Origin of the sequence: Asaia spathodeae NBRC 105894 (assembly GCF_025994195.1) — a bacterium.
Lineage (GTDB): Bacteria > Pseudomonadota > Alphaproteobacteria > Acetobacterales > Acetobacteraceae > Asaia > Asaia siamensis.
This window is the reverse complement of the sequence record NZ_BAPY01000005.1, coordinates 135,950-148,275: the sequence shown is the minus strand read 5'-3', so window position 1 is coordinate 148,275 and position 12,326 is coordinate 135,950. Positions and strand designations below refer to the sequence as shown.

The window sequence follows — 12,326 nt, the reverse complement described above, 5'->3', positions numbered from 1 at the left end:
GGAGAGGCTCTGATGGCCGGTCATTCGCAATTCAAGAACATCATGCACCGCAAAGGTGCGCAGGACGCGAAGCGCGCCAAGCAGTTTGCGAAGATCCTGCGTGAAATCACGGTCGCGGCCCGTTCGGGCCTGCCCGACCCCACCTCCAATCCCCGTCTGCGTGCTGCCATGATTGCGGCGCGTGAAGCCAACATGCCCAAGGACAATGTCGAGCGCGCCATCAAGAAAGCCAGCGGTGCCGGCGGTGGCGAGGACTATGTGGAAGTGCGCTATGAGGGCTATGGCCCGGCTGGCGTCGCCGTGATTGTCGAAGGCCTGACCGATAACCGTAACCGCACCGCCAGCGAAGTACGCGCCGCTTTCTCTAAGCATGGCGGATCGATGGGCGAGAGCAACTCGGTGTCGTTCATGTTCCAGCGTCTGGGCGTCGTGACCTATCCGGTCGCCGCCGCGTCTGAAGAGGACATGCTGGAGGCCGCCATCGAGGCGGGTGCCGATAATGCCGAGCTGACAGCAGACGGGCATGAGATCACCTGCGCCATGGAGAACCTCTTTGCCGTGCGTGACGCGCTCGAGGCGCGTTTTGGTGAACCCAGCTCGGCCAAGCTCGACTGGCGCCCTGAAAATACGGTGACTCTGGATGAGGAAAAGGCCCGCTCGGTCCTGAAGCTGATCGACGTGCTTGAAGACAATGACGACATCCAGGCCGTCTATGCCAATTTCGATATTCCCGACGACGTCGCCCAGGCACTGGCTGCTTGATCCGACTTCTCGGGATTGACCCCGGCCTGCGCTTCATGGGCTGGGGTCTGATCGATGTTGAAGGCAATCGCCTTCAACATGTAGCCTCAGGCGTTATCGCAACCGACGGGGCTGAATCGGTGCCGCTGCGCCTGTGCGAATTGCACGGCGCCTTGCAGAAGTTGATACGTGACTATCAGCCTGCCGAAGCTGCCGTCGAAGAAACCTATGTCAATCGTAACGGCTCCTCGACACTCAAGCTCGGCTATGCACGCGGCGTCGCTTTGCTGACCCCGGCCTATGAAGGCCTGCCTGTTGCCGAATATGGGGCGATGATGGTCAAGAAGTCGGTTGTGGGTACGGGCGCTGCGACGAAGGAGCAGGTCACGATGATGGTCAAACGCCTTCTGCCCGGTGCGGTAATCCACAAGGCCGATGCTTCCGATGCTCTCGCAGTGGCGATCTGTCATGCGCATCATCGAGAGACCTCGCGTCTCGTTCAGGCCGGAAAGCGCATGGCATGATCGGACTTCTGACCGGCATTATTGTCAGCACGGAAACGGATCGCTGCATTCTGGATGTAAATGGGGTGGGCTATCTCGTTTCTGCCTCCAGCCGAACACTCGCCAATCTGCCTTCCGCACCTGAAAAGACACGTCTTCTGATCGAGACCGTGGTGCGTGAGGATGCCATCCAGCTTTTCGGGTTTCTGGCCTCGGAAGAACAGGAATGGTTTCGTCTGCTGACGACGGTGCAGGGGGTGGGGGCCAAGGTGGCGCTTGCCATCCTCTCCGTTTCGACGCCGGGAGATCTCGTTCTGTCGATCAGTGCGGGAGATAAGGCGATGCTGACCAGAGCGGCAGGCGTCGGGGCACGCCTGGCCGAACGCATCGTGACCGAACTCAAGAACAAGGTGGGCAAGATGCCCGGCGGCGGCGCAGCCCCATTGGGGAAAGTTGCTGGGTCTGCGGTCGGGAGCGTCGAGGCGGATGCCTTGCAGGCTCTGGCCGGTCTGGGGTTCCGTCGTGCCGAGGCATGGCCGGTTCTCAGCCGTATTCTTGTTGACCATGAGGGGGCGAGCCTCGACAAGGTCATCCGGCTGGCTCTGAAGGATCTGGCCCGATGAGCCCGGCAGGGAGGTCTGAACAGCTCCGGCAGGATTCAGGTAAGCGTTCAACCACACGGTTAGGCCAGGGAGCGGGCGGAGCAGGATCATGAGTGAAACAGATCGGGGCGCCCTGAACCCCGAGCGCCGCATGGATGACAGTGATCACGGGCTGCGTCCGCAGACACTGGAAGACTTCACGGGGCAGCGTGCGAGTTGCGAAAACCTGTCCGTCTTCATTCAGGCGGCCCGCAGCCGCGGCGAGGCGCTCGATCATGTGTTGCTTCACGGTCCGCCAGGACTGGGCAAGACGACGCTTGCGCAGATCGTGGCGCGCGAACTCGGGGTGGGGTTTCGGGCCACATCTGGGCCGGTCATCCAGCGCGCGGGCGATCTCGCAGCCATTCTGACGAATCTGCAGCCTAATGACGTGCTGTTCATTGATGAGATTCATCGGCTGCAGCCTGCGATCGAGGAAGTGCTCTATCCCGCGATGGAGGATTTCCAGCTTGATCTGATTATCGGCGAGGGACCGGCGGCGCGCTCCGTTCGTATCGATCTCGCGCCCTTCACGCTCGTTGCCGCGACGACACGCGCCGGCCTGCTTGCAACGCCTCTTCGCGATCGCTTTGGCATTCCCCTGCGTCTCGTTTTCTATACGCCCGAGGAACTGCGTTCGATCGTCTCCCGTGGTGCCGCAAAGCTCGGCATGAACCTGACCGAAGAAGGCGCAGAGGAAATCGCCATGCGCTCGCGTGGCACGCCCCGCATCGCCGGTCGGCTGCTGCGTCGTGTTCGTGATTTCGCTGCGGTGGGTGCGCCGGAGGGGCGGGCGATTACACGCCCGATGGCCGATGCTGCACTGTCACGTCTGGAAGTCGATTCGGTCGGGCTGGATGCGATGGATCGCCGGTATCTGCTGCGTATCGCCGAGCATCATCATGGTGGGCCGGTTGGTGTCGAAACCCTGGCTGCGGCTCTGGCCGAAGCGCGGGACACGCTTGAAGATGTCATCGAGCCCTATCTGATCCAGGAAGGGCTCGTGCTGCGTACCTCGAGAGGGCGCATGCTCGGTGAGCGTGGCTGGGCCCATCTGGGCATGAAGGCGCCTGCCTCGGCCAGCGCTGCCCAGTTCGATCTGCTGAGAGAAAATGATGAAGGCGCATAAGACCGGTTTTCGCGTTTACTACGAAGACACGGATGCAGGCGGAATCGTCTATCACGCGCGTTACCTCGCCTTTGCCGAGCGGGCGCGCACCGAGGCGTTGCGGATGGCCGGAACGCCTGTTTCCGCCCTTCAGGAAGAAACAGGTCTCGTCTTTGTCGTAACGAAGCTGGGCATAGAGTATCACCAGCCCCTGCGTCTGGATGATTGGGCCGAGATCACAACTACAATTGATACGGTAGGGGCCGCACGTTGCCAGTTGCGTCAGATCGTGACGTGTGGCGACATGCGTGCCGCCACGCTGACAGTCGAGCTGGCATGCATCATGCAGAATTCCGGGCGGCCCGCCCGAATTCCGCCGCGATGGCGTGCTTCCCTGCAGGCGTTATCGAACCAGAGCTGAGGATCGGCGGGAACGATTGCGCGTAACGATTCGGGATAGGCGCCGGTATCGCTTGCACTGTATAGGCGTGACGCAGAACGAAGCCTCAGGAGGTTTTTTTGGATCGAGCGGTAAATGCGGCTGACCTAGGGGCCGCCGCTTCTGGTTTGTCACCGTTGGACTTGTTCCTTCATGCGTCCATCGTGGTGCAGCTGGTCATGCTGGGGCTGATCTTGTGCAGCGCCTTTGTCTGGGCCGTGATCATCGAGAAGATCATTCTGATGCGTCGCGTCAATCGCGAAGCGACGGAATTCGAGGACCGCTTCTGGTCCGGTGGCAGCCTTGAGGATCTTTACGACTCCGACGGCGCCAAGCCGCTTCATCCGATGGCTGCCGTATTTGGCGCAGCCATGGGCGAATGGCGCCGCTCGGCGCGTATCACCGGCATCGATCTTGCACGCGGTGGCGTGCGCGACCGTGTGGATCGCGCCATCAACATCACCGTCACGCGTGAGATGGACCGCCTCAGCCGTCGTGTCGTGGCCCTTGCCACCATCGGTCCTGTTGCGCCGTTCGTTGGTCTGTTCGGCACGGTCTGGGGCATCATGCATGCCTTTGGCTCGATTGCCGCCATGCACAACACCAATCTGTCGGTGGTGGCGCCGGGTATTTCCGAAGCGCTTTTCGCGACAGCCATTGGTCTCGTGACCGCCATTCCGGCCTATGTCGCCTATAACGTGACAAGCAGCGCGCTCGACCACTTCGCCGAGCGTATGGATGCATTCGGCACCGAGTTCGCGGCGATCCTGTCGCGCCAGTCGGAAGAGCGGAGCTAAGACCGATGGGCATGTCTGCAGGGGGCGGCCCCGCGCGCGGCCGCAGGCGACGCCCGGCGTCGGAAATCAACGTGACCCCGCTTGTGGACGTCATGCTGGTGCTGCTCATCATCTTCATGGTGACAGCCCCCATGATGACGAGTGGCGTCAATGTGGATCTGCCCAAGACCGATGCGAGCCCGCTCAACGCCGATACGAAGCCGATCACGGTGTCGATCAAGGCTGATGGCAGCATTTTCATGGGTGAAGATCCTGTCTCGGCCGACCAGCTGGTGGCGCAGCTTCAGCAGGCGGCACAGAACGACAAGGAGCATCGCATCTTCGTGCGTGCCGATGCTCATATCAATTACGGTCAGGTGATGGACATCATGGGGAAGATTACCTCGGGTGGCTTCACGCACGTGGCGCTGCTTGCCCAGCAGCCCGCCGCGGGCCAGTAACCAGAGGAGAAGCAGCCTTGCTGCGTCCCCGTCGGTCCGATGTCCGGCGCTTCCGTTATGCTTTGGGAGCGTCGGTTGCAGCGCATGCGCTGTTCATCGGCTTTCTTCTCGTGCGGCTGCCGATGAGCAAGCCGCCCGAGCCCCCCGAACCCCCGCCGATCGAAATGGCTTTCGAGGATTCCGGCCCGCCAGCGACGCCGCACAAAGCGGATACGCCTGCGCCCAAGCCCGCTCCCGCGCCTGCCCCGACACCGACAGATGCGCCGCCGGCGCCGACGCCGCCCACGCCTGAGCCTGTTGAAGAGCCTCAGCCGCCGCCGCCGCCGCCTCAGGCTGTTCCGCCACCGGCAGAGAGCAAGACGCCGCCTTTACCCGACGTGAAAACGCCGGAGAAGATGGTCGACGACTCGGCTGAGCCGATCAAGGCCGCGCCGCCCAAACCGTCACCGCCATCGACGTCGAAGCAGGTCGCGCCGCCTTCGCCGCAGACCCAGCCAGTCGACAAGCTGCCTGAGACGCCAAGTTTCTCGCATATCACGCAGCCCAATCCCGCGAAGAAGACGCAAACCGACTCGCATTCATTGCTGGCGACGCTGGATGCCTTCCGTGCCGATCAGAAGCAGACTCATCCGCCGAAAGCGCGCGCAAATCCAAAGCAGGGCGGAGCGCCAAACGGTGGCGGTTCTCCTAATGGCGACATCACGAGTGCATTGAGCGATGCCCAGCAAAAAGCGATCGGAAGCGGGGTGCGACCCTGTTATACGGAAGACACTGCTGCCCGTAATTATGCCTCATTTAGTGCTTACCTGATCGTAACTGTCGATCAGAATGGCGAGGCGAGAATCGTGCGTTTTACTCCAGCGACCCAGGCAAAAATGAATGCTGATCCGTCGTATCGCGCCCTCGCTGAGCGCGCACGGGAAGCTGTCTTGAGCCCTCGCTGTGCGAAACTTCCCGTACCTTCAGGCTTTCTGGGCAAATCTCACGACTTGATATTTGTGTTCCGTCCATGACCTCCCCTGAGACCAAGAGAAAATACCTCATGCCAGCCGATATGCCCGTTTTGACCGACGATCAGGCCCAACTCCTTTCTTCCCTGTTTTCTCGCAGATCGCTGCTCGGCACATCGATTGCAGCGGGAGGACTTCTGGCGACACCGCTCTCTGCATTCGCCCAGTCTGGCGATGCTCCGGGTGCGGCAGCCATTACGGTCGATCAGGCACGCACGGCGCCGATACCGATTTCGATTCCCTCGTTCGGGCCGGGGCTTGGTGAGCAGATTACCAGTGTGGTGTCCTCGGATCTCGATTCGACCGGTTTATTCACCGTCCTGCCTGGCACCTCTGGATCTCCCGATTTTGCAGCTTTGAAGGCTCAGGGCGCTCGTGCAGCGGTGACGGGTAGTGCGGCAGGCTCGTCTAGCACCCGCGTCGAGATGCGCCTCTGGAGCGTGCTTACCGGTGAACAGATTCAGGGAACGGCGTATACTGCGTCGTCTTCGAACTGGCGTCGCATTGCTCATACGATTGCTGACGTGATCTATGAGCGCATGTTGGGTGATAAGGGCTATTTCGATACCCGCCTTGCCTATATCGCCCGTACCGGCCCGCGCCATCACCAGATCACGCGTCTGGCCGTCATGGATCAGGACGGGGCAAACAATCACATCCTGACTTCAGGACAGTGGCTGACCCTCACGCCACGTTTCAATCCGGTGCGTGACCAGATTGCGTTCATGTCGTACGCGAATAACCGTCCGCGCGTTTATACGTTCGATCTGGGCTCAGGCAGCCAGCGTATGCTCGGTGAGTTCGACGGCATTTCCTTCGCGCCGCGCTTCTCTCCCAATGGCAGCCAGGTCGTTCTGTCGGCCACGCGTGGTGGTGGGTCAGATATCTTCGTTGTCGATCTGGGGTCGGGTGCCAAGCGTCAGATTACTAATTCGGGTGCGATCGACACCAGCCCGTGCTTTAGCCCGGATGGCAGCCAGATCGTGTTCAATTCCGATCGTGGCGGTTCCCCTCAGCTTTACATGATGAGCGCATCGGGCGGCGGGGCACGACGCATTTCCTACGGTCATGGCACTTACGGTTCGCCCGTCTGGTCGCCGCGTGGGGACCAGATTGCGTTTACCCGTCTCAGCGGCGGTCGATTCTCTCTGGGCGTGATGGGCCCCGATGGCTCGGGTGAGCGCATCCTGACAGAGGGCTTCACCGTAGAGAGCCCGACCTTCTGCCCCAATGGCCGCGTGATTGCCTTCTGCCGCCAGTCTGCGGCTGGTGCCGGTGGCGCCGGATTCTCGAGCGGAATCGGAACGATCGACATCACCGGTTTCCACGAGCGTCCGATCCGTACCGAAACCGGTGCATCCGATCCGGCCTGGTCGCCGCTGCAGGGCTGAGTTTCGTGTCCCCGGCGCCGCTTTTTGTGGCGTCGGAGACACTAGTTTCTGAATTTCTCATGAATTCCGCGCGACTTGGCTCGTGACGGTTATCATCCCGCTTGACCGCAGTTCTCAGGAATGAGTATGGCCGATCTTGGTCGTCGGGATCGGTGAGGCCCAATGGTTCTGGTAACCAGCAAGCAAAACGGGAACTCCGACCTTCGTAATTAGTTGTCGTCACGCTTCCTGGTCCCGGATGGGGACTATATTCAGGGTTGGCAAAAATGAATTTCAAGCTTCTCGGTGCGCTTGGTCTGGCAGTCGTTCTGGCTGCCTGCTCGGACGAATCAAACAAGGGTGCATCGACCGGTGCAGGCGCAACGGCTCAGGAAACCGGCGCTGCGCCCGGTAGCGAAGCCGATCTGGTCGCCAATGTCGGCGATCGCGTCTTCTTCGACCTGAACCGCAACACGCTCTCCAGCGATGCGCAGGCAACCCTCGACAAGCAGGCAGCCTGGCTCGCCCGCTACCCGCAGGTCAGCGTCCAGATCGCCGGCAACTGCGATGACCGCGGCACGGAAGAGTACAACATTGCTCTGGGTCAGCGTCGTGCAAACGCAGCGCGCGACTATCTGGTCGCCAAGGGCGTTGCTCCTTCGCGCATCTCGACGATCTCTTACGGTAAGGATCGTCCGACCGCCGATGGTGACGACGAGCAGGCATGGGCTCAGAACCGTAACGGGATCACCTCGGTCAAGTAATCGGTTCGACGCTCGAAAGGGCGTTTCTCCGACCGACCTCTGACGGCGGACCGTCCTGCGAAAGCGGGACGGGGAGAAGTTTCTGTGTCAGGCCTTCAACCGCCTGATACGGTACCCAGCGAGCAAAGCTTCGAAACCGGCTGGCGCTTATGCGTCAGCCGGTTTTGTTTTATGGTGAATGCAATCTTGCGTGGCATGCTGCCCGCTCCCACGATTTGACTGAAGGATGCGCCATGCGCGGTGCCCGAGTTTCCCGGTTCTTCATCCTCTCGACCGTTTCCCTGCTCTCCGTGCTAGGCGCTTCTGCCGCACAGGCTCAGGTCACGAGCCGCGAAGGCATCGCCCTTCAGAACCAGATCCAGCAGCTCAGCGAACAGCTTCAGCAGGTTCAGTCCAGCGCGCAGAGCGTTCCTGTTTCCAGTGGGAGTGCAGCGCCGTCTGTTCCGGCTGGCAGTGGCGATCTGGTTTCGCAGCTGCTGCAGCGTGTCTCGACCCTCGAAAACGAGAACCGGGAAATGCGCGGGGAGCTCGATCAGCTCACGAATCAGGTCCAGACGCAAAACGCGACTCTCACCAAGCAGATTGGCGACATGCAGTTTGCAGCGCAGAATGGCGGCGGTGGCAGTGCACCGGCGACGGCACCTGCGGCATCCGACGCGCCAGCCACGCCCCCCGCAGCCCCTGCCGCAGCCGACAAGCCGGTCACGGCGCTTGAACTGCTGAAGACCGGGCAGGCGGCACTCAAGAGCCGCGATTACGCGACAGCGCAAAGTGATGCCAGTCAGGCGCTGAAACTGGCCAAGACACCCAATGGCAAGCTCGAATCGCAGTTTCTGCTCGCTCAGTCTCTCGCCGGTCAAAAGCAGTATCGTGACTCGGCCGTCGCCTATTTCGATGCCTATAACCGCGCACCGAAATCGCCGCGTGCGCCTGAGGCGCTGCTTGGCGTTTCCGCGTCGATGCTGGCGCTTGGAGACAAGAATTCTGCCTGTCAGGCCCTGCAGAAGCTGGACGCTGAATTTCCCTCGGCCACGCCTCGCGTGAAGGCCGCTGTGACAACCTTCAAGGGCCGCGCAAGCTGCCATTGAGAAAAGCTCACCCGGTTGGCGAGAGTCAATTCGCCAGCCTGATGTCTGTTTTCGGGCCTTTCCTCCCTGATGAGGCCCGGTTTCCCATCGGTATTGCCGTGTCAGGCGGGGCAGATAGTCTGTGCCTTGCCTGGCTGATGCGGCGCTGGCGCCGTGCGGTTCTGGCGCTCATTGTCGACCATGGTCTGCGAGACAATTCTGCAGCCGAGGCGGAGGAGACGGCGTCCCGACTGCAGACGCTCGATATCCCCTCTGTCATTCTCAGGCTCGACTCCGTTATCCGCACGGGGAGCCTGCAGAAGAATGCCCGTATCGCTCGTTATGAGGCGCTCGAGGCAGCCTGTCTTTCCCGTGGTATTCTCGATCTGGCGCTTGGCCACCATGAGCGCGATCAGGTCGAGACTTTTCTGCTTCGAGAGGCCCATGGGAGTTCGACCCATGGTTTGGCCGCCATGGCGTTCGCGAGAGAGACGCCGCAATTGCGGTACCTCAGACCACTGCTCGAAGTCGCGCCGGAACGTCTGAGGGCGACCCTGCGGCAGCAAGGGATCCAGTGGGTTGAGGATCCCAGCAATCGCAATCCTGTGTTTGAGCGCGTTCGTATTCGTCTTTCCCTTGATCAATCCGGCCATAGGGCGGCTCGCGCGCAGCTTGCTCTTCATGCAGGACGACGAAACGAGGCCGCTCTGGTGAGCGCTGGGGCACTTTCTAAACTGCAGGCCGATCCACTGGGATTTGTGGTTATGGACTCTCTGCCCGGCGATCCAGCCCTCCTCGGGCGACTCTGGCAGAGTGTCTCCGGTGCCGTCTATCCACCGTCTCCTCAGGCTCTTGCCGCCCTGATCGCAGCGCCAAGGCCGGTAACACTGGGGGGCGCGCAGCTCTGCGCTGCCGGGCGACTAGGTAAAACCTGGCTGTTGGTGAGAGAGCCAGCCGCGATTGCCGGACGTATCGCCGCGCAGTCTGGCGTGACATGGGACGGACGGTTCACCCTTCGGGGCGAAGTGCCAGATCCGGGGACGAAAATCGGGGCTCTGGGCGCCGAGGCCCGTCACTTTCGAGACCATACGCTGCCGGCAAAAATCCTGAGCGGGCTGCCTGCGCTCTGGATCGGGACACGGTTGATGGCCGTGCCCCAACTGGGTGCCTTTGCTGCGCCTCATTGGGCGAGGCTGCGTTTCTCTTTCAGTCCGGCCATGCCCCTCAGCGATCCTTCATTCTGGCCGGAATACCGCGAAACAGTGAAAACTTGATCGCAAGGGGGTGGGAACATACTGCCGAATGCTTATGTTAGTTCGCAAAGTGTGGTTGCTGCCGGTCCCTGGCAGAGAACCAGGGACTGTCGTGTCATCGTCGAGCAGTCTTCGACCCAAAGTTTGGAAACAATAGAGACAGTGATGAACAATTTCGGCCGTAATCTGGCACTCTGGGTGATCATCATCGTTCTGGCGCTGCTGCTCTTCCTGGCGTTCCAGCCAAGTGGAAGCCAGCACGCCTCCCAGCAACTCGCCTATTCCGATTTCGTCACTGACGTCGATCAGGGCAAGGTGCGTTCGGTGGTGGTTCAGAACCAGAACATCACCGGTACGCTCAAGGATGGCACATCCTTCGAGACCTATGCCCCCGTCGACCCGGGCCTTGTGCCCCGTATGACTGGCAAGGGAATTGAGGTTGTCGCCAAGCCGCTCGACGCCGATGGCAGTCCCATCCTGCGGGCAGTCACAAGCTGGTTGCCGATGATCTTCCTGCTCGGGATTGGCATTCTGTTCTTCCGTCAGATGCAGTCCGGCAGCGGTCGTGCGATGGGGTTCGGCAAGTCCCGGGCCCGTCTGCTGACCGAAAAGCAGGGCCGCGTCACTTTCGATGATGTTGCTGGCATCGACGAGGCGAAGGCTGAGCTTGAAGAGATCGTCGAATTTCTGAAAGATCCCCAGAAGTTCACGCGCCTTGGCGGTAAGATCCCCAAGGGTGCGCTGCTTGTTGGTCCTCCAGGCACAGGCAAGACCCTTCTGGCGCGCGCCATTGCCGGCGAAGCCAACGTGCCGTTCTTCACGATTTCCGGTTCCGACTTTGTCGAGATGTTCGTAGGTGTTGGTGCGTCCCGCGTCCGCGACATGTTCGAGCAGGGCAAGAAATCAGCACCCTGCATTATCTTCATCGACGAAATCGACGCTGTGGGCCGCCATCGTGGCGCTGGTCTCGGCGGTGGTAACGACGAGCGAGAGCAGACCCTCAACCAGATGCTGGTCGAGATGGATGGTTTTGAGAGCAATGAAGGTGTGATCCTGATTGCCGCCACCAACCGCCCGGACGTGCTTGACCCCGCGCTGCTGCGTCCCGGCCGCTTCGATCGTCAGGTTGTGGTGCCTAACCCGGACGTCTCTGGTCGCGAGAAGATCCTGCGTGTGCATATGCGCAAGGTGCCGCTTGCCTCTGACGTCGATCCCAAGGTCATCGCCCGTGGCACGCCTGGTTTCTCGGGTGCCGATCTGTCGAACCTTGTGAACGAAGCGGCGCTGCTTGCCGCCCGTCTCGGCAAGCGTACGGTCGCCATGCTCGAGTTCGAGAATGCCAAGGATAAGGTGCTCATGGGGGCCGAGCGCCGCTCACTGGTGATGAGCGATTCAGAGAAGCGTAATACGGCCTATCACGAAGGTGGACACGCGATCTGCGCGATCCTGACTCCGGGTTGCGATCCTGTGCACAAGGCAACAATCATTCCGCGTGGTCGTGCGCTTGGCATGGTCATGAGCCTACCGGAGGGCGATCGCTATTCGAAGAGCAAGGCTCAGTGCAAGGCTGATCTGGTTCTGGCGATGGGCGGTCGTGTGGCTGAAGAGCTTATTTTCGGTGCCGAGAATGTCTGCACGGGCGCGTCGGGCGATATCAAGATGGCAACCAATCTGGCGCGCCGCATGGTTACCGAATGGGGCATGAGCGACAAGCTCGGCATGATTGCCTATGGCGATAACGGTCAGGAAGTGTTCCTCGGGCATTCGGTAACGCAGAACAAGAATGTCTCTGAACAGACGGCGCGTGAAATCGACCGTGAGGTGAAGGAACTCGTCGACGAGGCCTATCGCCGGGCTCATGCCCTGCTGCTGGAGCACATCGATGATCTGCATCGTCTCGCGAATGCGTTGCTCGAGTTTGAAACCCTCTCGGGTGACGAAGTCGGCAAGGTTATTCGTGGTGAGCCAGTGGAGCGCGTGGCTGTCGATGATTCCGCTCCGGATAACCGCCGCGCCTCGGTGCCGACGGTGAAGCCGGAACCTGTCGGTGAAACCGACGCCCTTGATCCTTCACCTCAGGCAGGGTGAGCCAAGATCAGGACTATGAGAGAAAGGGGGGCGAGAGCCCCCCTTTTTTCGTAATACAGGCTATGCTTGAAGAGGGTCGTGTCACGACACGGACAAGTGGGAAGA

13 protein-coding genes are annotated in these 12,326 nt (G+C 60.9%); all 13 read left to right on the top strand.

Annotated elements, in window-relative coordinates:
* Nucleotides 1-12 precede the first annotated feature (12 nt).
* The 13 genes from AA105894_RS05270 (at nt 13) to ftsH (ending at nt 12,221) form a co-directional block, all read left to right on the top strand.
* A complete protein-coding gene (locus AA105894_RS05270; protein WP_267310796.1) occupies nt 13-762 on the top strand; it encodes a YebC/PmpR family DNA-binding transcriptional regulator in 750 nt (249 codons plus the stop codon).
* Nucleotides 759-1,265, top strand: a complete 507-nt coding sequence (gene ruvC, locus AA105894_RS05265; protein ID WP_025823960.1) for a crossover junction endodeoxyribonuclease RuvC — start codon at nt 759-761, stop codon at nt 1,263-1,265. Before AA105894_RS05270 ends, ruvC begins: the two co-directional genes overlap by 4 nt.
* Nucleotides 1,262-1,867 carry a Holliday junction branch migration protein RuvA gene (gene ruvA, locus AA105894_RS05260; RefSeq protein WP_267310795.1) on the top strand — a complete coding sequence of 202 codons (606 nt, stop codon included), beginning with the start codon at nt 1,262-1,264 and terminating at the stop codon, nt 1,865-1,867. Before ruvC ends, ruvA begins: the two co-directional genes overlap by 4 nt.
* 88 nt (nt 1,868-1,955) lie before the next feature.
* Nucleotides 1,956-3,014 carry a Holliday junction branch migration DNA helicase RuvB gene (gene ruvB, locus AA105894_RS05255; RefSeq protein ID WP_373316730.1) on the top strand — a complete coding sequence of 353 codons (1,059 nt, stop codon included), beginning with the start codon at nt 1,956-1,958 and terminating at the stop codon, nt 3,012-3,014.
* Nucleotides 3,001-3,414, top strand: a complete 414-nt coding sequence (gene ybgC / locus AA105894_RS05250) for a tol-pal system-associated acyl-CoA thioesterase (RefSeq protein WP_188425392.1) — start codon at nt 3,001-3,003, stop codon at nt 3,412-3,414. Before ruvB ends, ybgC begins: the two co-directional genes overlap by 14 nt.
* 146 nt (nt 3,415-3,560) lie before the next feature.
* Nucleotides 3,561-4,229 (top strand): protein TolQ, encoded by a 669-nt coding sequence (gene tolQ / locus AA105894_RS05245; RefSeq protein ID WP_371869809.1) that lies wholly within the window; start codon nt 3,561-3,563, stop codon nt 4,227-4,229.
* A gap of 5 nt (nt 4,230-4,234) precedes the next feature.
* On the top strand, nt 4,235-4,669 hold the full coding sequence (gene tolR, locus AA105894_RS05240) for a protein TolR (RefSeq protein ID WP_188425012.1): 435 nt from the start codon (nt 4,235-4,237) through the stop codon (nt 4,667-4,669).
* Nucleotides 4,670-4,686: 17 nt separating this feature from the next.
* Nucleotides 4,687-5,682 carry an energy transducer TonB gene (locus AA105894_RS05235; protein ID WP_267310794.1) on the top strand — a complete coding sequence of 332 codons (996 nt, stop codon included), beginning with the start codon at nt 4,687-4,689 and terminating at the stop codon, nt 5,680-5,682.
* A gap of 29 nt (nt 5,683-5,711) precedes the next feature.
* Nucleotides 5,712-7,070, top strand: a complete 1,359-nt coding sequence (tolB, locus tag AA105894_RS05230; RefSeq protein ID WP_373316728.1) for a Tol-Pal system beta propeller repeat protein TolB — start codon at nt 5,712-5,714, stop codon at nt 7,068-7,070.
* A 266-nt stretch (nt 7,071-7,336) separates the two neighbouring features.
* Complete coding sequence (gene pal / locus AA105894_RS05225; RefSeq protein ID WP_267310793.1) at nt 7,337-7,813, top strand: peptidoglycan-associated lipoprotein Pal; 477 nt, start codon at nt 7,337-7,339, stop codon at nt 7,811-7,813.
* 233 nt (nt 7,814-8,046) lie between these two features.
* Entirely contained in the window at nt 8,047-8,901 is an 855-nt protein-coding gene (locus AA105894_RS05220; RefSeq protein WP_267310792.1) for a hypothetical protein, read from the top strand.
* 41 nt (nt 8,902-8,942) lie between these two features.
* Entirely contained in the window at nt 8,943-10,154 is a 1,212-nt protein-coding gene (gene tilS / locus AA105894_RS05215; RefSeq protein WP_267310791.1) for a tRNA lysidine(34) synthetase TilS, read from the top strand.
* A 144-nt stretch (nt 10,155-10,298) separates the two neighbouring features.
* A complete protein-coding gene (ftsH, locus tag AA105894_RS05210; protein WP_267310790.1) occupies nt 10,299-12,221 on the top strand; it encodes an ATP-dependent zinc metalloprotease FtsH in 1,923 nt (640 codons plus the stop codon).
* The last annotated feature ends 105 nt before the right edge of the window (nt 12,222-12,326 follow it).

Excerpts from the sequence above, each read along its gene's own strand:
- AA105894_RS05270 (WP_267310796.1), top strand. The coding sequence starts at position 13 with ATGGCCGGTCATTCGCAATTCAAGAACATCATGCACCGCAAAGGTGCG.
- ruvA (WP_267310795.1), top strand. The coding sequence starts at position 1,262 with ATGATCGGACTTCTGACCGGCATTATTGTCAGCACGGAAACGGATCGC.
- ruvB (WP_373316730.1), top strand. The coding sequence starts at position 1,956 with ATGAGTGAAACAGATCGGGGCGCCCTGAACCCCGAGCGCCGCATGGAT.
- ybgC (WP_188425392.1), top strand. The coding sequence starts at position 3,001 with ATGAAGGCGCATAAGACCGGTTTTCGCGTTTACTACGAAGACACGGAT.
- tolR (WP_188425012.1), top strand. The coding sequence starts at position 4,235 with ATGGGCATGTCTGCAGGGGGCGGCCCCGCGCGCGGCCGCAGGCGACGC.
- tolB (WP_373316728.1), top strand. The coding sequence starts at position 5,712 with ATGCCAGCCGATATGCCCGTTTTGACCGACGATCAGGCCCAACTCCTT.
- pal (WP_267310793.1), top strand. The coding sequence starts at position 7,337 with ATGAATTTCAAGCTTCTCGGTGCGCTTGGTCTGGCAGTCGTTCTGGCT.
- AA105894_RS05220 (WP_267310792.1), top strand. The coding sequence starts at position 8,047 with ATGCGCGGTGCCCGAGTTTCCCGGTTCTTCATCCTCTCGACCGTTTCC.
- tilS (WP_267310791.1), top strand. The coding sequence starts at position 8,943 with ATGTCTGTTTTCGGGCCTTTCCTCCCTGATGAGGCCCGGTTTCCCATC.
- ftsH (WP_267310790.1), top strand. The coding sequence starts at position 10,299 with ATGAACAATTTCGGCCGTAATCTGGCACTCTGGGTGATCATCATCGTT.